Source organism: Photobacterium sp. DA100 (assembly GCF_029223585.1).
GTDB lineage: Bacteria > Pseudomonadota > Gammaproteobacteria > Enterobacterales > Vibrionaceae > Photobacterium.
The window spans coordinates 3,017,337-3,042,308 of sequence record NZ_CP119423.1 but is presented as its reverse complement, the minus strand read 5'-3'; the positions used below and the strand labels follow the sequence as shown (position 1 = coordinate 3,042,308).

The following is a 24,972-nucleotide window of genomic DNA, read 5'->3' as shown; positions in this document are numbered from 1 at the left end:
TCTTTCATTTGGGGAGTAGTTGGATGAAGACATTGCTACACCGCGCATTGATGATGCTTGCGTTGGTTTTTACCCTTTCGGCCTGTAGTGATCAGCGTGAGATGATCCACCTGAACGGCTCGACCATGGGAACCTACTATTCAATTAAGTTGATTAAGCAGGAAGGCTTACCCTCTGCCACGGATATTCAGGCAGAAATTGACCGTCGACTGGAGCTGGTTAACGACCAGATGTCGACGTACCGTAAGCATTCCGAGCTCAGCCAATTTAACCAGTCCCGCTTGACCGAACCGTTCGAGGTTTCGGCCGACACCGCCAAGGTCGTGACAGAGGCTATTCGTCTCGCCAAGCTGACTGACGGTGCACTGGATGTAACGGTTGGGCCAATCGTCAACCTTTGGAGCTTCGGCCCAGAAGCACGCCCGGAGAAAACACCGACCGAGCAAGAGCTGGCAGAGCGCCGCAAGATAGTGGGTATTCACCACCTAAGTGTGGACGGCAACACCCTGATCAAGGATATTCCGGAGCTGTATGTCGATCTGTCCTCGATTGCCAAGGGATTTGGGGTTGACGTGGTCGCCGATTACTTTGATGATCTAGGCGTGGCGGATTACCTGGTTGAGATCGGTGGCGAGCTGAGCTTGAAAGGTAATAACTTGGAGGGTGTGCCTTGGCGCATCGCGATCGAAAAGCCAACCGAAGACGGCAGCCGTGCTATCCAGGAAGTGATAGAGCCGGGTGACATGGCGGTTGCAACTTCGGGTGATTACCGCAACTACTTCGAAGAAGATGGCGTACGTTACTCGCATCTGATTGATCCAAACAGCGGCATGCCGATTTCCAACCATGTGGTATCGGTAACAGTGCTGCACCCATCAAGCATGACCTCGGATGCCCTAGCGACGGCGTTTTCTGTGATGGGTGAGGAAAAAGCACTGGCATTGGCCAACCAAGAGCAAATCCCGTTGCTATTGGTTGTGAAAACAGAGCAAGGCTTCAAGGAATATACCTCGGATGCTTTTGCCCCTTATCTGAAACAAAAGTAGAGATTGAACAATGGTAATCTATGTAACTACCTTTGCTGTGTTTTTGCTGGTCATCGCGGCGATGGCTGTCGGTTATATCTTCCAGCGCAAAAGCGTGAGCGGCAGCTGTGGCGGCCTTGACGGTATCGGTATTGCCAAAGAGTGTGATTGCCCGGAGCCGTGTGATGCCCGCCTGAAGCGCGAGGCCCGTGAAGCTCGCGCGGCAGAATGGAAGAAAAACCAGATCATCTGATCAGCGTGCATCAAGCTCATCGACTTCCAAGCCCGGCACTGCCGGGCTTTTTGTTAGGCTTCACAGTACAAGCCCTTGCCTCTATAATATTACTGTATAAAAAAACAGTAACCAGGTATTAGCGCGCATGTCTCTGTTGTCCCCCCCCAAGCCAGATAAGGCACAGAAGAAGATCATCCATGTTGATATGGACTGTTTTTTCGCGGCGGTAGAGATGCGTGATAACCCTGAGCTGCGCGATATCCCCATTGCGATCGGTGGCCGATCCGAGCAGCGTGGGGTGATCAGTACCTGTAATTACCTGGCACGTAAATACGGCGTACGCTCGGCCATGCCGACAGGCAGGGCGATGCAGCTTTGCCCCCACCTGACCCTGGTTTCCGGCCGAATGGGTGTTTACAAAGAAGTCTCGGGCCAGATCCGTGAGATCTTCCAGCGTTATACCGATAAGATCGAACCACTTTCCCTTGATGAAGCCTACTTGGATGTCACCGACTGTGAGTTGTGCCATGGCTCGGCCACGCTGATCGCCGAAGATATCCGCCGGGCTATTCGCGAAGAGCTGAACCTGACGGCGTCTGCCGGGATAGCCCCGGTCAAATTCATCGCCAAGATAGCGTCGGATCTCAACAAGCCGGATGGTCAGTATGTGGTGACGCCCGATCAGATCCCCGCCTTCGTGGCGGATTTGAAGCTTGAGAAAATACCCGGTGTCGGCAAGGTAACGATCCAGAAGCTCCATGATAAAGGTCTCTATGTTGGTAAGGATGTGCAGCAATACGACAGGCATCTACTGTTGCAGCAGTTCGGTAAGTTCGGTCAGTCTCTATGGTCGCGGGCCCACGGAATCGACGAGCGTGAAGTGGTAGTGGAAAGGGAGCGCAAGTCGGTCGGGGTAGAGCGGACGTTCTCACAAAATATCAGCACTTATGAGCAGTGCTGGGAGGTGATCGAGCGTTTGTTTCCCGAATTGGAAAAGCGGCTCAAGCGGGTCCGTCCCGAGCTCAATATTGCCAAGCAGGGCGTGAAGGTGAAATTCGCTGACTTCCAGCAAACCACGGTGGAGCATACTCAGCCGAAGTTGGACAAGGCCCAGTTCGAGGGCCTCCTGAAAGAGGCCCTGACCCGTCAGCAAGACAGGGAAATCCGCTTGATAGGGATCAGTGTCGGTTTGGAGCTTGGCACCCGGGCGCAGCAGCTATCGTTGTTTTAAGGGCGGGCCCTAGGAAAAGCGGGTACGAGGCCCTCGGAAGAGCAAAAAATAAGAGCGAAGTACTTTATTTCGTATAGCTATTAGAAAACGCTTTTGCAGGACCCAGGACCCAGGACCCAGGACCCAGGACCCAGGACCCAGGACCCAGGACCCAGGACCCAGGACCCAGGACCGATTTCGCGATCAAAAAAGCAGGCCGAAGCCTGCTTTTGTCGTGTTAGGTTAAGTGGACTAACCTTTCACCGGAATATTCTTCAGGATCGCAACCATTTGCTCCCAGAACAGGGCAACGGTGTCGATCTGGACTTTTTCGTCCGGCGAATGCGGGAACTTGATCGTCGGACCGAAAGAGATCATATCCATGTTCGGGTATGGTTTCTTGAACAGGCCACACTCAAGACCGGCGTGGATCACCATGATATTCGGTACGCGGCCGTAGATGCTCTCGTACGTTTCGCGGAACAGGTGCATGACTTCAGAGTCAGCGTCTGGTTTCCAGCCCGGGTAGGTACCGGAGAACGCACAGCTTGCACCCGCTAGCGAAGCAACGGCTTTGAGCATGCCTTCGACATTGCTGCGGCCTGAGTCGATCAGCGAGCGGATCAGGCATAGTACCGTGATTTTGTCAGCTTCTGTGGTGATCACACCGACGTTCAGTGAGGTTTCAACCACACCTTCGATGTCATCACTCATGCGGATCACACCGTTAGGTGTTGCGTTCAGCATGTTGATGAAGCGCTGCTGGTCAGCGGCTACCAATACATCAGCTGGTAGCTCTGTTGCCTCAGTAAACAGATTGATGTCCGTTTCGACACGGCCAAGCTCAGCCACAAGCAGGTCTTGGTAGTAAGCGAATAGCTCGTTAAGCTTGTCCACGTTCTCTGCTGGCAGGGTAACGACAGCGCTCGCTTCTCGTGGAATAGCGTTACGCAGGCTACCGCCCGTTAGTGAGGTCAGACGCAAACCAAGCTCTTCGGCATGGCCAAATAGGAAGCGGCCCAGAATCTTGTTGGCATTGCCTCGGCCTGTGTGGATATCACAGCCAGAGTGGCCGCCTTTCAGGCCTTTAACGACAAGTTTAACGGCTTGGTAGTCCGCAGGTGTTGCTTCGCGCTGGATCTCCACAACCAGTGAACCATCTACACCGCCTGCACAGCCCATGTAGACTTCACCTTCTTGCTCTGAGTCGGTGTTGAGCAGGATATCGCCTTCAAGCCAGCCTTCGTCTAGGCCGAAGGCGCCCGTCATACCGGCTTCTTCATCAATGGTCAGCAGCACTTCCAGTGGGCCGTGCTCGATATCTTTCGATGCCAGTACTGCAAGGCAAGCTGCCATCCCCATGCCGTTGTCAGCACCTAGGGTGGTCCCTTTTGCGGTTACCCACTCACCGTCGATATACGGCTGGATAGGGTCGGTCAGGAAATCATGGTCGGTATCTTCGTTCTTCTGCGGCACCATATCGATGTGGGCCTGAAGAACAACACCCTTGCGATCTTCCATACCTGGCGTCGCAGGTTTTTTGATGAAGACGTTACCCACGGCATCACGGCGCACGTCTAGGCCCTCGTCTTGGGCAAACTGAATGATGTGCTGGGCTAGCGCTTCTTCATGTTTGGATGGGTGCGGGATTGAGCAGATTTGATCGAAGAATTGCCACACTGGCTGAGGTGACAGTTGACTGATTTCTGACACAGCAGTCTCCTTTATAAACTTTTGGTTATAGGCGATGAGTTAGCGGGAAATTAACTATATTGCAAAGTTATTCAGAACAATTAACTATCGCGGTTAACCTCAAGGATACCACTGTGCCTGAAACGGTAACAGCTAAATCTTAAAGTGGCTGATATGGCTCTCGAGGCTCTCCCCACTGGCCAGCAGTTGGGTGCTGGCGGCAGCAATATGATCCCCGTGTTCGGCCGTCTGATGGCTATGTTCGGTGAGCTGGTGCAGGGTCTGGTTAATGGCTTCTGCTGCCTGTGACTGTTGATCGCTAGCCTCGGCAATATGCTGGTTCAGCGTTAAGATTGTGGAGACCTGCTGACCGATTGCCGATAGGGTTTGGGCTACCTCATCGGCATGCTCGGCGGTACTGGACGATTGCTCCCGGGTTTTGACCAGTGCCCCGCTCACACTGCCAGCTTTGTCTTGGAGGCTGGCAATGATGGTTTCAATTTCATTGGTGCTCGATTGGGTCCTCGTGGCAAGAGTACGGACCTCATCGGCAACAACAGCAAAGCCACGGCCTTGCTCTCCCGCACGGGCTGCCTCGATGGCTGCGTTGAGGGCTAGCAGGTTGGTCTGCTCGGCAATTCCGCGGATAACATCCAGTACTGATCCTATGGTTTGTGAGTCGCTTTCCAGTGCATGGGCACTGTCATTGGCCTCATCAAGCAAGGTGAGTAATGCGTGCATCTCTTTCGCAGAATTCGATACAACGGCGATGCTGTTGGTGCTGTAATGCTGGGCTTGCTCTGCAGCGTCGGCTGCTTGCTGCGCCGACTGGGCGATGTCTTGGTTATTGGTATGGAGCTGGTTCATGGCGGCGGCCACATTGTCGATACCGCGATAAGCTTGGTTGGCGCTACCTGCCGTCTGGGTGGCGACACTGTTGAGCTGGCTTGCTGCTGCACTGATTTGATCGCTGATCGGAGCAATGTCTCGCAACATATCGGACAAATGGCCAGAAAAAGTGTTGAACGATCGGGCTAGCTGACTGAGTTCGTCATCCCCTTGGCAGGGGAGTCGCTGGGTCAAATCACCGTCGCCCTCGGCGATGTCACGCATGGCGCAGGCCGTCTCGTGGCAGGGAATCGTGATGGAGCGGGTGATCACCCAAGCCAGTAACGCACTGAGTGCTAAGGCGCTGAGCAGGAACACGCTAAATTGCTGGAGCTCACTGAGGAATAGGGCAGTGACATCATCAACGTAGATCCCCGAGCCGACAATCCACCCCCAAGGGGCAAAGCCTTTCACGAAAGAGATTTTCTCGACAGGGGTACTAAAGCCTGGCTTCTCCCAATAGTAGTCGACAAACCCTTGTCCCTGCTGGCGGACGATATTGGCCATTTTGACAAACAGGGCAGTGCCATTGGGATCGGTAAAGGTATCCAAACGCTGTCCGTTGAGTGCGGGTTTGAAAGGGTGCATGACCATGGCGGGTGCCATGTCGTTAATCCAGAAATAATCAGTTTGTTCGTAACGCAAGGCGGCAAGTGCATCAATAGCTTGTTCTTGGGCTTGTGCTTGGGTCAGGGAGCCTTGTTGTTCCAGGGAATGGTAATAGCCGAGTAGGCTGTGGGCACTTTCAACCAAGTGGCGAGTCTTAACCCTTTTCTGTTCCATGATGTTGGTTTGGTAGTTGGCAATAAACAACGCCAGCGGCAGGAGAGTCAACACAGTAACGATAAAGCTCAGCAAGTATAATCGCTTACCAATAGACACTTTTCTGAGTAGTGGAAATGCCGCCATGTTATCCCTCATTCCTTTGTTGTTTTAGCCTTGCACATGGTTGAATAAGATATGTTGTAACTATGTGGTGGTTCAAGGGGGTAAAGGTTACACTTTGGTCGCAAAATGGTGAAAATGCGACCTTGCCCCGTGTAACTAAATTACAAGATTTGTTGTTAGAACACTCAATAACGGCAAAAGTGTGACGGAGTTAAAGAAAATGCTTGAAAGTTTATTACGGCGAGGGTATAGTTTCACCATCTTCTGAATGAAGACGAACGACATAAAATTTTGCTCTAGGATGAGCCCGAGATATCGCCTCCAAGGAACCGAGTTTAAGTCAGGCCGAGACGGCCAAACACGAATAACGTGTGTACTAATTGCTTAATAGTTAAGGTGATAAAATGAAAGTATTTGAATCTGTAAATAAATTTTGGAATAACCGCGCGGTTTACACTGGTAATTTTAAATACCCAAGCTCGTTCGGCTACTAATTCTTGCATCTTGCCTGGTTTTCTACATTGCCGGGCGGATCTGAGTGGTCAATTTTTTGTTCACCCCCTTTGTTTAAGAATCTCTTAAAACCGCATTTCGGTTTATAGTAACATTCTTGACGCCACTTCCAGTTGGAGTGGCGTTTTTTTTTGTCTTGCTGTTCGCTCTCCTCCTCCTTACTTTGCGCCCAACCCAAGCTGTGATCTTATCTTTGTTTAAGCTCCTTGGGCTGTATTCGATTACATTTTGTGTTGACTGTTAATTAATACAGTTTGATGCTCGATATTAACGTTTGCGCATAGGGGAAAAATATCAACAGGCTAAAATGTAACCACGCTGTTAAAATTTTAAGTTAATGTTTTTTAAGTGTATTTTATCTTGGTGTGTAAGGGTGGTTGGTTTTTTACCCTGTTATTTGGCTTCGCTGCTGATAATTGCGTTATTTACTGGAAATTGGCAATTATCGAGCATATAATCGCCCTCCAAAATAGGAACGCAATCGTTTTCTATTTCCAGATTGTTCGTGATGTGTGGAAACCGAGAAGCAGGTTCGGCTCATCCCATAAACCAAATTGCTTAATATCTCCAAGGAATCGAGAGCAATGCTTGAGAAACTTTTTAAACTCAAAGAGCACGGTACAGATGTTCGCACTGAGCTGCTAGCAGGTCTGACTACTTTCCTGACGATGGCTTACATCATTTTTGTAAACCCGTCTATGTTGTCGGCAACCGGTATGGATCAAGGTGCCGTTTTCGTGGCAACCTGTCTGGCCGCGGTTGTTGGCTGTTTCATTATGGGCTTTGTGGCCAACTATCCGGTTGCCCAAGCGCCGGGTATGGGCTTGAATGCCTTCTTCACCTACGGTGTGGTGTTGGGAATGGGCCACACGTGGCAGGTTGCGCTTGCGGCGGTATTCTTGTCTGGCCTGTGTTTTATTGCCCTGAGTGTGCTGAAGGTGCGTGAGTGGATTATCAACTCAATTCCTCATGCGCTTCGTATTGGGATCTCGGCGGGTATTGGTTTGTTCCTGGCGTTTATCGCCCTGCAAAGCTCAGGTATTGTCGTTGATAACCCTGCGACTCTGGTGCAGGTTGGCGATTTCACTAGCTTCCCGGCTGCAATGGCGTCACTGGGCTTCTTCCTGACCATTGCTTTAGTACACCGTGGTTACAAAGCGGCGGTTCTGATTGCCATTCTGGCGGTCACCGCAATCAGTGTGCTGGTGGGCGAAGTGAGTTATGCCGGTATTGTGTCGGCACCACCGAGCATTGCCCCGACGTTTATGCAGATGGATTTCTCGGGCGCATTGGAAGTAGGCTTGATCTCAGTTGTCTTTGCCTTCTTGTTCGTCGACCTGTTCGACACTGCGGGCACCTTGGTCGGTGTCGCAACCAAAGCAGAGCTGATCGACAAAGACGGTAAGCTACCTCGTCTGAACCGTGCGCTATTGGCCGACAGTACGGCGACTTCAGTGGGGGCGGTATTGGGTACATCGAACACGACCTCTTACGTTGAGAGCGTATCGGGGGTGGCTGTCGGCGGCCGTACCGGCCTTACTGCTGTGACGGTTGGCGTTTTGTTCCTGTTGGCATTGTTCTTTGCGCCGCTAGCAGGTATGGTGCCTGCCTATGCGACAGCAGGCGCCCTGTTCTATGTCGCCATCCTGATGATGTCGGGATTGGTGAGTGTTGATTGGCGCGACTTAACAGAAGCAGCACCAGTAGTTGTAGTTTGCCTACTGATGCCGTTAACATACTCCATCGCTGAAGGTATTGGCCTTGGCTTTATCACCTACGCTGCCGTCAAAACAATGAGTGGCAAAGGTCGCGATGTAAATATCAGCGTTTGGGTCATTGCTGCCCTGTTCGTTGCTAAGATTATTTTTCTATAACAGTAAATAAATACATACAGCAGTTTTTCTGCTGACTCAGAGGTTCATCGGATATGAGTAATAAGTTCATCATCACTTGGGACAACATGCAAATGTATACCCGCCAGCTAGCAGAGAAATTGCTTCCTGCCGATCAGTGGAAAGGTATCATTGCCGTTAGCCGTGGTGGTCTGGTTCCATCAGCAATCTTGGCGCGTGAACTTGGTATTCGTTATGTTGATACTGTATGTATCTCAAGCTACGACCATGATCACCAGCGTGAGATGAAAGTATTGAAGCAAGCTGAAGGTGATGGTGAAGGCTTCATCGTTATCGATGATCTGGTGGACACTGGCGGTACGGCGGAAATGATCCGTCAAATGTACCCTAAAGCGAAATTCGTGACGGTATGTGCAAAACCAGCAGGCAAGCACTTGGTTGATGACTACGTGGTTGATATCCCGCAGGAGACTTGGATCGAGCAGCCATGGGATATGGCAGTGACGTTTGTTGATCCAATCTCGAAGCAATAACATCGCTGACTGCGAGTAAAAAAGGAGCCTTGAGGCTCCTTTTTTTATGCCTATAACATCACTGGGCTAGCTGGCTTTGGTTTTGATATCCGACAGGGATTCGCCACTTGGCTTGTTGCGGTAATAGTTGTTGTAGTTGATGATATCAACCATGGTGTTGCCAGTGATTTCGCATTGGCGCTGATACTTGATCTGGTAGCTATCGGGAATACGCTCACCAGAGGCGTCGAGGCATAATGGGGTCTTGGCATTCACCGCGCCCGAAGCTTCGCCGGGGTTTGCGCCTAAGGAACCACCACTGCCAAAAGCGAGGACGGATGAAGAAAAGAGAAGCGAAGCACAAAGGCATAAGACATATCGCATACTTACCACCGTATGAAGTACTGATAGGTACATAAAGCATAGCTGACTTCTTCAATTCCGCTGTCCCGGTTCTGCATCTGGTGGATTTGTCTGCTGGCTCATACAGTAAGTATCTGTAGGGTGGTATACTTTAACAAAATAAACAACATGTACCCGAGTCATCCGGGTATAAGCACATGCTTGAGACCGAACTGGAATAGCTTGTTGTCGCATTAAACCGGAAGTGCTCGAGTCCGTATTATCAGCATGTGTCTATCGATATGGAGCAGAACGTGTCTGAACCGTCCAAAACCAATCTTTCCGAAAAGCTTTTTGCCCCGAGGCAAACCTCGAAAGAAACGTCTAGCTTGGTGAAGTTGGCTAACGTTGTCGATTCCCCGATCCACAGTGCACTCGATGGTGACACCGAGACTGGTTGGTATCGGGTGATGCGGCGCCCGCAGTGGATCTGGCAGGGAATCGACCCGATAGAGCTCGAAGCGATTCTGGCGAGGATCGCCCACTCCGAGGCCCCGCGGACCCGGGATGATTTGCTTGATACCGTCATCGGCTACAAGCCCGGAAACTGGGTCTATGAGTGGTGCCAGTCAGGGGCCATGTACCACAAGGCCGCGCGTGCGTTGCTGGATCAAGGCGAGAAGGAAAAAGCGGCCGAGCAGCTTATCACTGCCAGTATGTATTACAGTATCGGCGCTTACCCGCACCTTAAGGGGGACGACTTGGCCGCCCAGGCTGAGCTGCAAGCCAATCAGGCTTACCGGGATGCCATGGATAACCTGCCGCATCAAATGCGGACCATTGATGTCAAATACGAGAACAAGACCTTCCAGGCGTTTATCCATCTGCCCTGTACCGACAAGCTACTACCGACGGTAATCGTTAGTGGCGGTCTGGATATGCTGCAATCGGATTTGCTGCGGTTGTACCAGAAATACTTCGGGCCAGCCGGCTTTGCGATGATCACTTTGGATATGCCCTCTGTCGGCCATAGCAGCCATTGGTCCCTGACCGAAGATACCAGCCGCCTACACCAGGCATTGTTGCAGCAGGTCAAGGACGTGCCGTGGGTTGATCATACCCGGGTAGCAATGCTTGGGCTGCGGTTTGGCGGTAATGCCGCGATTCGACTCGGCTTCCTTGAGCCAACCCGTCTGAAAACCTGCGTCAGTATTGGCGGTATCATTCATAGTGGCCTGGCCGATGCCAAGCGGCTGGATGCCATGCCTCGCATGTATCTTGATATGATCGCCTCACGGCTAGGTAAGAATGGTGTTTCAAAGACCAGCCTGGTATCACACCTTCCGGCGTGGTCACTCAAGAACCAGGGCCTGTTGGGCCGTCGCAAGATCGATTTGCCGATGCTGGGAATTGGCCTCAAAGGCGATCCCGTCTGCTCGGAGTTCGACAATCAACTTATCGCCATGTCGAGCCGGGGGGGCAAGGCGGTGACCTTGCCGGATAAGCCGTTGCACGACGGTTACCACCGGGCCATGACGACGGTGGTTGACTGGCTCAAGGAGAAGCTGGCCGAGTGAGCCAAGTTACCAAACCGCTCTGTTTGTAAATAAATTGTTGCAAAATGAGCGGTTTACGGCTTAAATGGAAGAGGTAAATTATTGCTAGGGATGGAGATGATTATGACGATAGAAAAGACTTTCCCGCCACATGGGCGTTTGATGACAAAGCTGACGGCCCTGGGACCCTATTTACGTCAGCCTCTTTCCTCGGAAGGCCACTTTTTCTTTGACTGCCTGTCTAGTTGCGTCAGTGCCAAAAAGGCCCCGGAAGAGCGTGAGTTCTGGGGGTGGTGGTTCATTATTGAAGCCAATGAGCAAGGGTTTGAGTACCATTACGGTTTTGGTCGCTATAACGATGCGGGGGAATGGGTGGCTGATCCGGTGCCAGCCAAACATGAGAAAGCTGTGCAGCAGACGTTAGAGGATTTTTATCCGAAATTGGAAGGTTTGTTGCAAGATGAGTTTGAACTGACTTTATCTCCTTCAAAAGTCTTGAAAGAGCCTGAGCTTGGCAGTGCTGCCTGATTATCAAGCCTTAGCTTAAATGAAGAAAAATGCGCCTAATTGGCGCATTTTTCTTGTGATTTATAGAGGGTATTGATACAACATCATTCTACTTATTCTTTTTGTTTTATCCCCATGGCAGAGACAAATATCCTAAATGATCAAAACAAGGGCTTGGTAACCGTAGACTCTAAAGATGGGTCTCAAAACCAAGAGCTTAAGCACCGTTCACAGACTATCGTCGTCAAGCTGGGTACCAGCGTATTGACGGGTGGTACGCTGAAGCTGGACCGTGCCCATATGGTTGAATTGGTCCGTCAGTGCGCACAGTTGCGCCGTCAGGGCCACAAAGTCATTATCGTAACTTCCGGCGCCATTGCTGCCGGCCGCGAACATTTAGGATACCCCGAACTGCCCAAAAACATGGCCAGCAAGCAGCTTTTGGCGGCGGTTGGTCAGAGCCGCTTGATCCAGGAATGGGAGAGCTTGTTCGGTATTTACGGCCTCCATGTCGGGCAGATGCTGCTGACCCGTGCCGACCTCGACGATCGTGAACGCTACCTCAATGCCCGCGACATGATTGTTGCCCTGCTGGACAACGGTATTATCCCGGTCGTCAATGAGAACGATGCCGTCGCAACGACAGAGATCAAGGTGGGGGATAACGACAACCTTTCGGCGCTGGTTGGCATTTTGGCGGGAGCCGACAAACTACTGCTGCTCACCGACCAGCCGGGGCTTTTCACCGCGGATCCGCGCAATAACCCAGAGGCCGAGTTGATCCGTGAGGTGCATACCATTGATGAAACCCTGCGCAAGATTGCCGGTGGCAGTGTCGGTGGCCTTGGTACCGGCGGTATGGCAACCAAACTGCAGGCCGCGGATGTTGCCCGCCGTGCCGGTATCGAAGTGATCATCGCTGCTGGTAGCCGTCCCGATGTCGTCGCTGACTTGGCCCAAGGAACATCGGTGGGGACACGCTTCTTGCCGTTGGAGTCGCCGCTGGAAAGCCGTAAGCGCTGGATTTTGGCAGGGCCTCCGCCTGCCGGTGATATCGTGATCGACCAAGGTGCTGCGGCGGCCGTGCAGTTGCGCGGTAGCAGCCTGCTGTCGAAGGGGATCAGCGAAGTGAAAGGCGAGTTCGAGCGTGGTGAAGTGGCTCGGATCTTCAATACCCAAGGTGAGCTGCTTGCCCGTGGGATCAGCCGTTATTCCAGTAAAGATCTGGCAAAAATTGCCGGCAAACACAGCCAGGATATTTATCAGGTGTTGGGTTACGAATATGGCCCAGTTGCTGTACACCGAGACGACTTGGTCGTTATCTAACACCTATTGAAACCGTAAGGGAAAAGAATATGAATCTTGAACTGATGGGCCAAGCGGCGCAACAGGCTGCCTTTGAACTCGCAACAGCAGCAACCGAACAGAAAAACCGCGCATTGGCCGTGATCGCCGATGAGCTAGAGGCAAACCAAGATGTAATTTTGGCGGCCAACGCCAAAGATATCGCTGCTGCCAAAGAAGCTGGCATGACAGATGCCTTGGTGGATCGCCTACTGCTTAATGCTGATCGCCTGGCGGGGATTGCCAACGATGTCCGTAATGTGATCAGTCTAAATGATCCTGTCGGGGCCGAACTGGACAGCAAGGTGCTGGAAAACGGCATGCGCCTGAGCCGTCGTCGCGTTCCTCTCGGCGTGGTTGGCGTGATCTATGAAGCGCGCCCGAATGTCACCATTGATATTGCGGCATTGTGCCTGAAAACCGGCAATGCCAGCATCTTGCGCGGCGGCCGTGAAACTTTCCACTCTAATATGGAGCTGGTCAAAGTGATCCAGGTCGCATTGGAGAAAGCCGGCCTACCAACGGCATCGGTTCAGTATATCGAAAAGCCAGATCGCGAACTGGTTTCCCAGTTGCTGAAGATGGATCAGTATGTCGATATGATCATCCCTCGCGGTGGTGCAGGCTTGCACAAGATGTGTAAGGAGAACAGTACCATCCCTGTGATCATCGGTGGTTTCGGTATCAGCCATGTTTACGTTGATGCAACCGCTGATCTCTCCCGTACATTGGACGTGGTAGAGAATGCCAAGGTGCAGCGTCCGTCGGCCTGTAATGCGCTGGATACCTTGTTGGTGCACGAGAAGGTAGCAGAAGCTTTCTTGCCTCGCCTAGCAGAGCGCCTCAATGCCAGCCATGTGGATATGGTCGCTGACGAAAGTGCCTATGAGTTGCTTGAAGGTAAAGCAGCAAGCCTGCGCCGTGTCGCCGAAGGTGACTATGATACCGAATGGCTAAGCTTTACCCTCGGGATCAAGATCGTCAAAGATGTGGAAGAAGCCATCGCTCACATGCGCAAGCATAATGCCAGCCATTCCGATGCCATCATGACCAATGATTTGATGGCAGCAGAGCGCTTCGTCAATGCGGCAGGCTCGGCGGCTGTTTACGTCAACGCATCAACGCGCTTTACCGATGGAGCGCAGTTCGGCCTCGGTGCTGAAGTGGCCGTATCGACCCAGAAGCTGCATGCTCGTGGCCCTATGGGGCTGGAGGAGCTGACGAGCTATAAGTGGGTAGGCGTCGCAGACTACCTCCCTCGAGCTTAATTGATTTATCGTCGCCAGTTAATGCGATAACTGCATCGGAAGTGCTCATTTACATCCGTAAACTCCGCGCTTCCTCTTGGCTCTCACATGAACTGGCTTAGATAAAACAACAAGCAATGATAGCTGGGTAGAGCAGTGCTCATTTACCATCGTAAGCTTCGCGCTTGTTCTTTGTTCTTGGTGAGCTGACTTAGAACTCATTGCTCCAAATAGCTTTGAGCCAGATTGATTTAGATATAAAAAAACGAGAGCGTGATGCTCTCGTTTTTTTATGCCTGATCTTTGAGATTCTTTAAGTCTTTGTTCTCGTCGTTAGCAGCTTGCTTTTCGATCAGCTCATCAAGTTCTTGCTCGCGCTTGTTTTTGTCGTACATGTATTTGACTTTGTCCTTGTAGCCAAATTTCATGTTAGCGGTGTATTTCAGCGCCGCAATGTTACTGACCACCACGCTGACGACGATGATGCTGATAACCCACGGGTTGAGTAGCCATTCCATTTACACCTCACAGATATTCTCTATGTACCTACTATAGAGACTATCAAGGTTTTCCAGGATGTGCGACTTTCCTGCAAGCTCCGATTGGCTAAGTGTGCGCTTGAGCAGGTCTGGCGTGAGCTGTGAAAGTAAATATTTGCTAACCGGGAAGTAGCTGATATGCCAAGGCTCACAGGCTACGCCATGACGATCTTCTGCATAGGGCTGGTAGAAGCCAAAGTGTACCATATTGCCACTGAGCCATTGGCTGAATGCCGCTTGGTGACCTCCAGTTTGGTACTCCCAAGGTTCCAGCTGTAGCTGTTCGCCTTCCGGCAGGCAGTTTGCCGCGTAGACATCAATGTCGGTGCCCCAGTGGTGGCGGCTGGCACCGGGCAGGGCTGACCAGCGCATTATCGCGTGGATTTTTTCTAGCTCAGTAAGAGAGCTTGGGTCAAGCGGCTGGCTGTTGCTATCGAGCAGCGGCCGCTTGCCGGAAAACTTGTTGTTCCAAATCAGCAGCTGGCGCTCGAACGGACGGAAAGCACTGGCTATTTGAAGATCGAAACCCGCCTGTTTAGCCGCCTGTTGGAGGGCCACAAAGGCAGGCAGCATTTGCTGGTGGACGAATGGGTGGCCACCAGACGGGTTTAATGAGACCAGATGGCTGGTCTCTTGCCCGGTCAGTTGCCCGGCACTGTGCTGCCGGGCTTGGGTTGGGTGATTAACCATTAAAGGATTTTTTCCATCACTTTTTGGTACATGTCGGTGAGTTTTTCCAGATCGGCGACCTTCACGCATTCATTGACCTTGTGGATGGTTGCGTTGACTGGGCCGAGCTCGATAACCTGTGCACCGGTACGGGCAATGAAGCGTCCGTCAGAGGTACCGCCTGTGGTCAGCAGCTCTGGTTTTTTGTGGTTCACTTCTTCGATGGCTTCAACCACGGCTTCAAGCAAGGTGCCTTCGTCGGTCAGGAATGGGTGGCCGCTGAAGGTCCAGGCTAGGTCATAATCAAGGCCGTGGGCATCGAGCACGGAGTGGACCTTGCGCTTGATATCATCAGCGGTCAGCTCGGTGCTGAAACGGAAGTTGAACTGGACATGGAACTCACCCGGGATCACGTTCGACGCGCCGGTGCCGGCTGACAGGTTGGCGATTTGAAAGCTCGTCGGTGGGAAGTAGGCATTGCCGTTGTCCCAGGTTGTCGCTGCCAGTTCGGCCAGTGCCGGCATGGCACGGTGAACCGGGTTGTCGGCAAGGTGCGGGTAGGCGACATGGCCCTGGGTGCCCTTGATATTGACATCACCAGTGATCGAGCCACGGCGGCCGTTCTTCACCACATCACCAACAGAGTGAGTGCTCGACGGTTCACCAACAATGCACATGTCGATCTTTTCATTACGGGCTTCTAGGGTATCAATCACCCGGGTGGTACCGTTGATGAACGGGCCTTCTTCGTCGGAGGTGATCAGCAAGGCGATAGAGCCATTGTGATCAGGGTTATCGGCAAGGAAGCGCTCAATCGCCACAATCATACAGGCCAGCGAGCCTTTCATATCGGCTGCCCCTCGGCCGTGGAGATAACCATCGATGATGGTAGGCTCGAAAGGTGCAGTATGCCACTTGTCGAGATTGCCCGCGGGAACCACATCGGTATGGCCAGCAAAGACAAACAGCGGAGCTTCCGTGCCGCGACGGGCCCATAGGTTGGTGGTATCTTCAAACACCATGGTTTCGATCTTAAAGCCAAGCTTTTCCAGGCGCGCAATCATCACGTCCTGGCAGCCAGCATCTTCAGGGGTCACTGACTGGCGGCTGATAAAGTCTTTCGCCAGGGCGAGAACCGGGCTATCTGACATCCTTGTATCCTTTCTTAATGGGTGTGGAAAATTTCTTGGTACTGGGCCGGCTTGAAGCCCAAATGGTAGCCGTTGTTGTGGACCAGCAGCGGGCGCTTGATCATTGCCGGGTACTCCAGCATCAATTCGATGGCGCTTTGCTGGTTCAAGCCGGCTTTTTGCTCGTCGCTCAGCTGGCGGTAGGTAGTGCCGCGCTTGTTGACCATGGCCTCCCAGCCCAGCTCGGCCTCGAACTGCTCCAGCATGCCACGGTCAAGGCCGTCGACACGGTAGTCATGGAAGGTGTATTCGATATTTTCGGCTTCTAGCCACTTCTTCATTTTCTTGATGGTGTCGCAATTTTTGATGCCGTAAGCAATTGTACTCATAGTTATTCTGGCTGACTTGTTTTGTGAACTTGGTCTCCCTTTATAGCGGGAATAGCCATGGGGTGCAACGGCTTCAGCTGCCGTAGTGAATAGCCAGTTTGATCAGCCAGATATTGGTCAGGATCCCGAGGACGAAGATGATGGTGCGCCATGGGCTGAGCTTGAAGGCGTAGCAGATGAAATAGAGTACTCGGCTGATGACGAAGAGGTAGGCGGGGAGGGCGGATTCATGGGCGGGTACCCCAGCCAGGTGAGCAATGAAGACACAGCTTGAGAATACCGGCAGGATCTCCCAGCCATTGGCCTGGGCCGCTTTTACCCTGGCGGCAGCGCCGGTGAGTCCGCGGTCTTGGATGCGAGGTTGATTGATATCGAGTTTGCCGGTTTGGCGTACGGTCAACCACCCCCCGATCCCCGCCAGAAAATAGTTAATCAGGATCATGACGATAATACACCAGAATGCAGGGGTCATAGTTGCTCCTTGGTGGTGGGGACCTACGAAGTAGAAGCTGTCACAGTGAGTACTGATTTGACCCAAGTATAGGTGACAAGCTACGGAATGAGTATTGATAAGCATGTATAAGCATATTTATCGATAACAAAAAAGTGCTGTTAGCTTCTGTGTTTGTTCTTGATGGATTGCTATTTCTGCGAACTATTAACTGTTTTTCGGGTGGTGTTGGTCACATTTTTGCCGCCCATTTCTTTCGTGCAAAACTGTTATTGCAAGTAATTGATCTGTATCAAAAGTTATTTGTTATTGCTAATTTTTATAAATTGATTTCAATCAATGCTGTTGTGTTTCTAAATGGTTACATTTTGAGCCGCTTAACGTGAAGCCCAATTTTTCCCCATGTCGGGATTCAAAAGGAATGGAGTCAATAATAATGAAAAAGAATCTATGTACCGTCGCTATCCTAGCCGCAATGATGGTTGCCCCTCAGGCTATGGCACACAAGCAAGGTGACATCTTGGTCCGTGCCGGTACGGCAACGGTGGTTCCGAACGAAAGCAGTGATGATGTACTTGGTCTCGGTGAGTTTGGCATCGATTCAAACACCCAGCTGGGTATTACTGTGGGATATATGCTGACAGACAACATCAGTGTTGAGCTGCTGGCGGCAACCCCGTTCAGGCACAGTGTTTCGCTAAACGGTGTTGGTAAAATTGCAGAAGTTGAACACCTGCCACCGACACTGATGCTTCAGTACTATTTTATGGACAGCAGTAGCAAATTCCGCCCGTATGTCGGTGCTGGTCTCAACTACACCACTTTCTTCAATGAAGATTTTAATGGTACCGGTAAAAGTGCCCAGTTGAGTGATCTTAAATTGGAAGATTCATGGGGTCTGGCGGCCAATGTCGGTATTGACTACCAGGTGCAGGATAACTGGTTCTTCGGCGCTTCAGTGTGGTACGCCGATATCGGTACTGATGTGAAGTTCAAGGCCGGTGGCGAGCCCCAGAAAATCAGTACCGATATCGACCCGTGGATTTTTATGGTCACGGCAGGCTATAGCTTTTAATTGAGCCAAATAAGCGGAAAATGCAATTAAGGCGCAATGGGGTTTGCGCCTAATTGTGTGATTTTTCAAGTTGTTGTTTAAACATGTATTTTTTGTTTCTGGAATGACATGTTCTGATGTTTTGCGACCTAGATCACCGAAAATCACGACCAAAACCGGGAAATCCTCCTTCATATTGATCAAACTCAACACCCCGTAGGCAGAAGTCGGAATAATAAAAACCTCAAATTATGGAGGTCTCAATGGAATTGAATCCGGTTTTTGCCCGTCGTCTTTATCTTGCTTTGCTCGTTGAGCAGCTAGATCGTCCCAATGTTCCTAAGCTGATTGAAATTACCGGTTGGCCGCGACGTACCATTCAGGATGTTCTTAAAGCCCTGCCGGGGTTTGGCATTGAGTTGGCCTTTGTCCAAGACGGTAAGCGTCATAATGATGGCTATTACCAACTGAGCGACTGGGGACCATTTGATGTCAATTGGGTTGAATCGAAAGAAAGGGATATTATCTCTTCCGTGTCGAGTTGATGAAAAAAACCGCACTTGTGCGGTTTTTTTATTGCTGAAACTATTCGCAATAGTAGGCATTGCCTATCAGGGTCACTGATGTTGAGAAGTCGGGTGGGCTGTATAGTGATACCTTGTTCGCACCAAGCTCATAAGCTTGATTTTGCAGCTGGTTCAATGCCCCCCGAGTAAGATCCCTATCGCTGATGAACCAATAGTTGTACCAACTGCCTTGGGAGCCGATAAGTGTTCCCCGTCTTTCGCAGGTGTTGCGTATATCATTGGCATCCCAGGTCAGTGCGACCCCTCCGGCATTGTCTGACAGTGGCGTCGTACTGCATCCTGCCAGCATTATTGCCGGCAGCAGTAAAAGCCGTGGCCTTGTTTTGATCATTATTGTCCCTGCGACTCTAGATAAAGAACGGTAGCTGCTGTCCTGGATTTCACCTGCAGCTTTTTCAGCAAGCTCTTCATATGGACCTTGACGGTTGCCTCTGAAATGAACAGGTTATCGGCAATTTGCTTGTTGCGGTAGCCCTTAGCCACCTCTTTTAGGATCTGCATTTCCCGATCCGTCAGGGTATCGAGCAGCGAGTCTTGCTCGGCGCTGTCGGCCAGATATTCACGTACTAAATCACTGAAGGCCTGGCCACCGCACATGGCTTGTTTTAATAAGGCAATGAGTTGATCTGGCTCGGTATCTTTCAACAAGTAGCCATCGGCCCCGGCATTGACTAGGGCTTTGACATCTGAACGGCTGTCAGAGACCGTGAGTACGACTATGCGGGCCTGGATGCCTTCCGCGCGCATGGCATTGAGGGTATCAAGGCCTGACATCCCCTTCATGTTCAGATCGAGCAGGATCAGGTCTGGTTCTTTTTCCTGCGCGAGCACGACGGCATCAGCGCCGTTGCTGGCTTCGCCAACCATCTCGAAGTCGTTTTCAAAGCTTAGAAGTTGGCTGATCCCCCGGCGCATCAAGGGGTGATCATCAACAATCATAATTTTCCAACACGTCATATTGTTATCCTTGGGACTCAGGCTGAAACTGAAGGGTGACTTTGCTGCCAGAGTCCTTGGTTGTATTGATTTCCAGTGTACCGTGAAGGCGTGAAGCCCGCTCGGTCATAATTGCTAGGCCGTAATGATTGAGTTTTTCATCGGCCGGATCAAAACCTATTCCGTCATCGCTGATATTGATCGTCACAGTCTCGTTATCTTGCTGGCAGGTAATAATGATTTCATCAGCTTGTGCATGCTTGATGGCATTGAGTACTGCTTCTCTGATCAGTTGCAATAAGTGCACCTGATGATGGGCATCCAGACTCAGTGATGAAAGCTGGTTATCTATTATCAATAAAGCATCGCTCTGTTCTTCTAGAGGTTTTAGCATTTCTACCAATGCTTCACCAAAGTTTGCTTCCTTGATTGTGAGCCGGAAGGTACTTAGTAGCTCCCGTAACTGGGTATAAGCCCCGGAGAGCCCTTGGTCAATATCACTGATAATTGCCATGGTCTGCGTCTGATCGCCTTGCCCTAGCTGCCTTTTGAGCAGGGTGACTTGAATTTTAAGGTACGACAGAGACTGGGCAAGGGAGTCATGCAACTCGCGCGCAATCGTAGCACGCTCCTCCATCAATAATAACTGCTCTGACTGCTTCTGGGCACGGTTGTAGTAGATCCCACGGGCCAGCGTGCGAGAGATGTTTTCAATCAGGTTCTTATCGGGGCAAGGGAGGGTGTCTTGCCACCATAATTGGCCCAGTACCTGGCCGTCGAGCTCGAGGTCGTGGTAATGCCAGTTGTTGCCCGATGGTTCACCGGCGAGGATTTCAGTATTGTTGCCACTGCTCTCTTCGATGAGCAGCTTGGCTGCGGTCAGCCCCTCAATGGCCAGCAGAGTATCGAGCATCACCGCAAAGTTCTTGGTACTTAAGCGGCTTTGCGACAGCTCTTGCGAGCAGTCATACAGCACCTGTAACGATTCGTTGGCTTGGCGCAGGCGGCGGGTTTTTTCATCGACTTTTTTTTCCAGGTTCCGGTATAGCTTGCCGAGCTCGGTCGCCATGGTCGTAAACGTGCCGGCCAGGATGCCCAGCTCGTTGTCACTTTTGACATCGAGGGTAAGGTCGAACTTGCCTTCTTGGATTTGCTCACTGGCAATGACCATTTGGTTAAGCGGGGTGACGATTTTGCGCTGGGTAAAATGGATAGTGAACAGCGCGGCAATGAGGATCAAACTCAGTCCCAGCCCGCCGACGATCGACAGGAGCTGTAGCTTGATGATGGAAAATTCCTGTAACTCGTAGACAAATTGGTCGATACGGTCGACAAAATTTGCGACTTCGCTGAGAAATAGCCGTTCATTTCCGTTATGCAGCAAAGGGTGTAAGTCTTCCCAGCGGCCAATCAAGTTGTAGTAGTGCATCTTGATATTGGTCGGTACCGTCCAGTGTTCCAGTGCCGCCATTGAAGGCGAAAACAAGGACTTCTCAAACATATCCAGGTGTGCTTGAAGGTGAGGCGACTGGGTCTGGATATCATAAGCCAATCGGTAACTCTGCATGCGCAATGAGCCGGAGACGTTGACCGCTTCGGCATCATTCAAACTGGAAGCCAAAGTCAGTAAGGCAAAGCTGGTGGTCACCACGGAAAGAAGCAGGATTGCGAGCATCGCCCTGGCAATAGTGGTAGTGACGGGCTTTAGAGGCCTGTTTTTCACAGATTTTCCTTTTAAAACGCTATCTTAAAGATAAGTTGAATACGCTTTTCTATTTTAATCTGGTCTACATTTAATAGACAGACTGGTGGTTTTCGATGCAAATGGGGTGAGTAGTAGCCACCTTCGATAAAACATAGCTTTTTTATACTGAGAGGCTGAGCATTTAAATTTATTGATCCAAGACAAATTTAACCCCCAATTAGCCCTTACTAGGTATTTAAGCATTTATTACGGGATTTACACTTGTCGTGTAAAAAAATGACAGCTTGTGATTATTTGTTGTAATTCATTGAAGCTGTCTATTGGTACACCTTGCTTTGTATAGCCAAGCTGCTGCCCGTAATCACTATTTTTATTAATAATATTTTACGAAGGATAGAGTCAATGTTTGATCGTTCCCGTCGTCGATTACTGACACGGCGTCGCAAGCCTGACCTGCAGCGGATGCCCTGGGTGGTCGAAGAAGAGATTTTCACCGACACCTGTACCCGGTGCAACAAGTGTATCAATGCATGTGAAACACAAATTATTGCCAAAGGCGACGGAGGTTTTCCTTCCGTCGACTTTCAGCGTGGTGAATGCACATTCTGTTACCGCTGTGCCGAGGCTTGTCCCGAGCCGCTGTTTCAGCCGCAATCAGAGCAGCCATGGCCTTTGGTGGCACAGGTTAATGAGGGTTGCCTGGCCCACCACAACATTGAGTGCCGAAGCTGCGGTGATGCGTGCGAGGTGATGGCGATTCGGTTCAAACTGCAACCGGGCTGTGTTGCCCGTCCTGAGCTGGAGAGCTCAGTTTGCACGGGGTGTGGTGCATGTGTGTCGGTCTGCCCGGCATCGGCAATTACCATGGTGAATAACGATAACGAAGAGAGTTAGCGATGGCATTACAAGAAGTACACATTTCCAGTTTGGTTGTTCATGTCAAGCCGGCGTATCTGGCCTCTGTCAAAGAGCAGATTGCTGTAATGCCGAATGCGGAAATTTACGGCGACAGTGAAGAAGGGAAGATCATTGTGGTTCTGGAAACCGAAAACCAGGGCTACGTGACTGACACCATAGATAAAATCAATAACTTAGAACACGTTTTAACCACGTTTTTAGTGTATCACCAAATCGAACACTTCGACTCGCAATCTGAGGAAGATTCATGAAAATGACAAGACGTGCGTTTGTGAAAGCAAACGCCGCTGCATCGGCAGCAGCTGTAGCGGGGATCTCGCTGCCAGCATCAGCAACTAACTTAATTGTTAGTTCTGACGAAACCAAAATTAAGTGGGATAAAGCGCCTTGTCGTTTTTGTGGTACAGGTTGTTCAGTACTAGTCGGTACACAGAATGGTCGTGTTGTGGCGACTCAGGGTGATCCGGAAGCGCCGGTCAACAAGGGCCTGAACTGTATCAAGGGTTACTTCCTGTCGAAAATCATGTACGGCCGGGATCGTCTGCAGTCACCAATGCTGCGTATGAAAGACGGCAAGTTCCATAAAGATGGCGACTTCCAGCCAGTCTCTTGGGATCAGGCGTTCGATGTGATGGCCGAGAAATGGAAAGAAGCACTTAAAAAGCATGGTCCATCGGGCGTAGGTATGTTTGGCTCAGGCCAGTGGACCGTAATGGAAGGCTATGCCGCAGCGAAGATGATGAAGGCCGGCTTCCGCTCTAACAACATCGACCCGAATGCACGCCACTGTATGGCATCTGCCGTAGTGGGCTTCATGCGTACCTTTGGTATCGATGAGCCGATGGGCTGTTACGATGACTTCGAAAATGCGGACTCGTTCGTGCTTTGGGGCTCGAACATGGCGGAAATGCACCCAGTTTTGTGGACCCGTTTGACTGACCGCCGTCTGAGCAACCCGCACGTGAAAGTAAACGTGTTGTCGACGTACTACCACCGTTCGTTCGAGCTGGCTGACAACGGCATGATCTTCGAGCCGCAAACTGACCTTGCAATTGGTAACTTCATCGCTAACTACATCATCCAGAACGATGCAGTTAACTGGGACTTCGTCAACAAGCACACCAACTTCAAGCGTGCCGATACCGATATCGGTTACGGCCTGCGTGACGAAGACCCTCGCCAGAAGAAAGCGAAAAATGCCAACTCTGGTGCCATGCATGCCATGACATTCGAAGAGTACAAGGCCTCTGTTGCAGAGTACACCGTCGAGAAAGCGTCTGAAATGTCGGGTGTTCCGCAAGAGAAGCTGATCGAGCTGGCGAAGCAGTACGCAGACCCTAATACCAAGGTGATGTCACTGTGGACCATGGGCATGAACCAGCACACCCGTGGTGTGTGGATGAACAGCCTGGTGTACAACATCCACCTGCTAACCGGTAAGATTTCTCAGCCGGGCAACAGCCCATTCTCGCTAACGGGCCAGCCATCGGCATGTGGTACGGCGCGTGAAGTGGGTACTTTTGCACACCGCCTGCCTGCAGACATGGTGGTTGCGAATCCTAAGCACCGTGCGGTTGCCGAGAAGATTTGGAAACTGCCGGAAGGCACGATTCCACCGAAGCCGGGTTACCACGCCGTCTTGCACGACCGTATGCTCAAGGACGGCAAGATGAATGCCTACTGGGTAATGTGTAACAACAACATGCAGGCAGGCCCGAACATCAACCAGGAGCGTCTGCCGGGCTACCGTAACCCAGAGAACTTTATCGTATGTTCTGACCCATACCCAACCGCAACGGCTCAGGCTGCTGACCTTGTTCTTCCTACCGCGATGTGGGTCGAGAAGGAAGGTGCTTACGGCAACGCAGAGCGTCGTACCCAAGCATGGTACCAGCAGGTTGAAACCCAGGGCGAGTCTAAGTCTGACCTTTGGCAGATCATGGAGTTCTCCAAGCGCTTCAAGGTTGAGGAAGTGTGGGGCGAAGAGCTACTGGCGAAAGCACCGCAGTACCGTGGCAAGACCATGTATGACATCCTGTTCCGTAACGGTCAGGTTGATAAATTCCCAATGTCTGAAACCCAGCCATTGAACGATGACGCTAAAGCACAAGGCTTCTACGTCCAGAAAGGTCTGTTCGAAGAATATGCGGCGTTCGGTCGTGGTAAAGCGCACGACTTGGCACCATACGACACATACCATCAGGTGCGCGGTCTTCGCTGGCCGGTTGTTGACGGCAAAGAGACCCAGTGGCGTTTTGCTGAAGGCTCGGATCCATATGTACCCGCAGGTGAAGGCTTCCGCTTCTACGGCCACAAAGACGGCAAGGCAAACATCATCTTTGCGCCATTTGAGCCAGCACCCGAAGTACCAGATGAAGAATATGACCTTTGGATGTCAACTGGCCGTGTACTTGAGCACTGGCATACCGGCACCATGACTCGCCGCGTTCCTGAGCTTTACAAAGCGGTTCCGGATGCACTGTGTTACATCCACCCGGATGATGCCGCGTCACGAGGCCTGCGTCGTGGTGATGAAGTACTGGTTGCTTCTCGCCGTGGTGAAGTTCGCTGCCGTGTTGAGACCCGTGGTCGTAACCGTCCACCTGTGGGCTTGGTATTCATTCCATTCTTTGATGCCCGTATTTTGGTGAACAAGTTGATTCTTGATGCAACCGATCCGCTATCCAAGCAGACCGACTTCAAGAAGTGTCCTGTGAAGATCACCAAAGTATAAATAGCAACAAATTGAAGAGGTTGGTTGTCTGGCTATTTGCCGGACAGC

At 51.2% G+C, this 24,972-nt stretch carries 25 protein-coding genes; 14 read left to right on the top strand and 11 right to left on the bottom strand.

Annotated elements, in window-relative coordinates; genetic code table 11:
- Positions 1-50: 50 nt before the first annotated feature.
- The 3 genes from PTW35_RS13905 to dinB all read left to right on the top strand — a co-directional run bounded on the left by PTW35_RS13905 (position 51) and on the right by dinB (position 2,491).
- Entirely contained in the window at positions 51-1,046 is a 996-nt protein-coding gene (locus PTW35_RS13905) for an FAD:protein FMN transferase (RefSeq protein WP_281027514.1), read from the top strand.
- A gap of 10 nt (positions 1,047-1,056) precedes the next feature.
- Positions 1,057-1,278 carry a (Na+)-NQR maturation NqrM gene (gene nqrM / locus PTW35_RS13900; RefSeq protein ID WP_107350587.1) on the top strand — a complete coding sequence of 74 codons (222 nt, stop codon included), beginning with the start codon at positions 1,057-1,059 and terminating at the stop codon, positions 1,276-1,278.
- 127 nt (positions 1,279-1,405) lie between these two features.
- Positions 1,406-2,491: a DNA polymerase IV gene (gene dinB, locus PTW35_RS13895; protein ID WP_281025502.1), complete on the top strand. Its 1,086-nt coding sequence runs from the start codon at positions 1,406-1,408 to the stop codon at positions 2,489-2,491.
- A 231-nt stretch (positions 2,492-2,722) separates the two neighbouring features.
- On the opposite strand, the gene PTW35_RS13890 is transcribed toward dinB, so the two are convergent.
- Together PTW35_RS13890 and PTW35_RS13885 are read right to left on the bottom strand one after the other, a co-directional pair.
- Positions 2,723-4,183: an aminoacyl-histidine dipeptidase gene (locus PTW35_RS13890; RefSeq protein WP_281025501.1), complete on the bottom strand. Its 1,461-nt coding sequence runs from the start codon at positions 4,181-4,183 to the stop codon at positions 2,723-2,725.
- Between the two features lie 132 nt (positions 4,184-4,315).
- On the bottom strand, positions 4,316-5,959 hold the full coding sequence (locus PTW35_RS13885; protein ID WP_281025500.1) for a methyl-accepting chemotaxis protein: 1,644 nt from the start codon (positions 5,957-5,959) through the stop codon (positions 4,316-4,318).
- Positions 5,960-7,035: 1,076 nt separating this feature from the next.
- Here PTW35_RS13885 and PTW35_RS13880 point away from each other — a divergent pair.
- Together PTW35_RS13880 and gpt are read left to right on the top strand one after the other, a co-directional pair.
- Positions 7,036-8,325 carry an NCS2 family permease gene (locus PTW35_RS13880; protein ID WP_281025499.1) on the top strand — a complete coding sequence of 430 codons (1,290 nt, stop codon included), beginning with the start codon at positions 7,036-7,038 and terminating at the stop codon, positions 8,323-8,325.
- Positions 8,326-8,378: 53 nt separating this feature from the next.
- Complete coding sequence (gene gpt / locus PTW35_RS13875) at positions 8,379-8,837, top strand: xanthine phosphoribosyltransferase (protein ID WP_281025498.1); 459 nt, start codon at positions 8,379-8,381, stop codon at positions 8,835-8,837.
- Positions 8,838-8,903: 66 nt separating this feature from the next.
- Here gpt and PTW35_RS13870 read toward each other — a convergent pair whose 3' ends face one another.
- Complete coding sequence (locus PTW35_RS13870; protein ID WP_281025497.1) at positions 8,904-9,200, bottom strand: hypothetical protein; 297 nt, start codon at positions 9,198-9,200, stop codon at positions 8,904-8,906.
- 272 nt (positions 9,201-9,472) lie between these two features.
- Here PTW35_RS13870 and frsA point away from each other — a divergent pair, with 272 nt between their 5' ends.
- The 4 genes from frsA (at position 9,473) to PTW35_RS13850 (ending at position 13,833) form a co-directional block, all read left to right on the top strand.
- Positions 9,473-10,735, top strand: coding sequence for an esterase FrsA (frsA, locus tag PTW35_RS13865; protein ID WP_281025496.1), 1,263 nt, complete (start codon positions 9,473-9,475; stop codon positions 10,733-10,735).
- A 102-nt stretch (positions 10,736-10,837) separates the two neighbouring features.
- Positions 10,838-11,242 carry a sigma factor-binding protein Crl gene (crl, locus tag PTW35_RS13860; protein WP_281025495.1) on the top strand — a complete coding sequence of 135 codons (405 nt, stop codon included), beginning with the start codon at positions 10,838-10,840 and terminating at the stop codon, positions 11,240-11,242.
- A 114-nt stretch (positions 11,243-11,356) separates the two neighbouring features.
- A complete protein-coding gene (proB, locus tag PTW35_RS13855; RefSeq protein WP_281025494.1) occupies positions 11,357-12,547 on the top strand; it encodes a glutamate 5-kinase in 1,191 nt (396 codons plus the stop codon).
- A gap of 29 nt (positions 12,548-12,576) precedes the next feature.
- Complete coding sequence (locus tag PTW35_RS13850; protein ID WP_281025493.1) at positions 12,577-13,833, top strand: glutamate-5-semialdehyde dehydrogenase; 1,257 nt, start codon at positions 12,577-12,579, stop codon at positions 13,831-13,833.
- Positions 13,834-14,102: 269 nt separating this feature from the next.
- Here the strand turns inward: PTW35_RS13850 and PTW35_RS13845 are convergent, their stop codons facing one another.
- The 5 genes from PTW35_RS13845 to PTW35_RS13825 form a co-directional block, all read right to left on the bottom strand.
- Positions 14,103-14,330 carry a DUF2897 family protein gene (locus PTW35_RS13845; protein WP_039460638.1) on the bottom strand — a complete coding sequence of 76 codons (228 nt, stop codon included), beginning with the start codon at positions 14,328-14,330 and terminating at the stop codon, positions 14,103-14,105.
- The gene (locus PTW35_RS13840; RefSeq protein ID WP_281025492.1) at positions 14,331-15,041 is read right to left on the bottom strand and encodes a M15 family metallopeptidase; all 711 of its coding nucleotides are present in this window, start codon (positions 15,039-15,041) and stop codon (positions 14,331-14,333) included.
- On the bottom strand, positions 15,041-16,171 hold the full coding sequence (gene dapE, locus PTW35_RS13835) for a succinyl-diaminopimelate desuccinylase (RefSeq protein WP_281025491.1): 1,131 nt from the start codon (positions 16,169-16,171) through the stop codon (positions 15,041-15,043). Before dapE ends, PTW35_RS13840 begins: the two co-directional genes overlap by 1 nt.
- A gap of 14 nt (positions 16,172-16,185) precedes the next feature.
- Entirely contained in the window at positions 16,186-16,539 is a 354-nt protein-coding gene (locus tag PTW35_RS13830) for an ArsC family reductase (protein ID WP_281025490.1), read from the bottom strand.
- 73 nt (positions 16,540-16,612) lie between these two features.
- The gene (locus PTW35_RS13825; RefSeq protein WP_281025489.1) at positions 16,613-17,011 is read right to left on the bottom strand and encodes an MAPEG family protein; all 399 of its coding nucleotides are present in this window, start codon (positions 17,009-17,011) and stop codon (positions 16,613-16,615) included.
- Positions 17,012-17,426: 415 nt separating this feature from the next.
- On the opposite strand from PTW35_RS13825, the gene ompW reads away from it, so the two are divergent.
- Both ompW and PTW35_RS13815 read left to right on the top strand, forming a co-directional pair.
- Positions 17,427-18,065 (top strand): outer membrane protein OmpW, encoded by a 639-nt coding sequence (gene ompW, locus PTW35_RS13820; RefSeq protein WP_281025488.1) that lies wholly within the window; start codon positions 17,427-17,429, stop codon positions 18,063-18,065.
- Between the two features lie 242 nt (positions 18,066-18,307).
- Positions 18,308-18,589: a helix-turn-helix domain-containing protein gene (locus PTW35_RS13815; protein WP_281025487.1), complete on the top strand. Its 282-nt coding sequence runs from the start codon at positions 18,308-18,310 to the stop codon at positions 18,587-18,589.
- 40 nt (positions 18,590-18,629) lie between these two features.
- On the opposite strand, the gene PTW35_RS13810 is transcribed toward PTW35_RS13815, so the two are convergent.
- Genes PTW35_RS13810 through narQ form a run of 3 tightly spaced genes read right to left on the bottom strand, consistent with a single transcriptional unit; the run spans position 18,630 to position 21,290 of the window.
- Entirely contained in the window at positions 18,630-18,962 is a 333-nt protein-coding gene (locus tag PTW35_RS13810) for a DUF4156 domain-containing protein (protein ID WP_281025486.1), read from the bottom strand.
- Complete coding sequence (locus tag PTW35_RS13805; RefSeq protein ID WP_044624035.1) at positions 18,962-19,588, bottom strand: response regulator; 627 nt, start codon at positions 19,586-19,588, stop codon at positions 18,962-18,964. Before PTW35_RS13805 ends, PTW35_RS13810 begins: the two co-directional genes overlap by 1 nt.
- Positions 19,589-19,592: 4 nt before the next feature.
- Positions 19,593-21,290 carry a nitrate/nitrite two-component system sensor histidine kinase NarQ gene (gene narQ / locus PTW35_RS13800; protein WP_281025485.1) on the bottom strand — a complete coding sequence of 566 codons (1,698 nt, stop codon included), beginning with the start codon at positions 21,288-21,290 and terminating at the stop codon, positions 19,593-19,595.
- Between the two features lie 384 nt (positions 21,291-21,674).
- Here narQ and napF point away from each other — a divergent pair, with 384 nt between their 5' ends.
- Genes napF through napA form a run of 3 tightly spaced genes read left to right on the top strand, consistent with a single transcriptional unit; the run spans position 21,675 to position 24,924 of the window.
- Positions 21,675-22,166, top strand: a complete 492-nt coding sequence (gene napF / locus PTW35_RS13795; protein ID WP_281025484.1) for a ferredoxin-type protein NapF — start codon at positions 21,675-21,677, stop codon at positions 22,164-22,166.
- 2 nt (positions 22,167-22,168) lie between these two features.
- Positions 22,169-22,441, top strand: a complete 273-nt coding sequence (locus tag PTW35_RS13790; protein WP_044624032.1) for a chaperone NapD — start codon at positions 22,169-22,171, stop codon at positions 22,439-22,441.
- On the top strand, positions 22,438-24,924 hold the full coding sequence (gene napA, locus PTW35_RS13785; RefSeq protein ID WP_281025483.1) for a periplasmic nitrate reductase subunit alpha: 2,487 nt from the start codon (positions 22,438-22,440) through the stop codon (positions 24,922-24,924). Before PTW35_RS13790 ends, napA begins: the two co-directional genes overlap by 4 nt.
- Positions 24,925-24,972 lie beyond the last annotated feature (48 nt).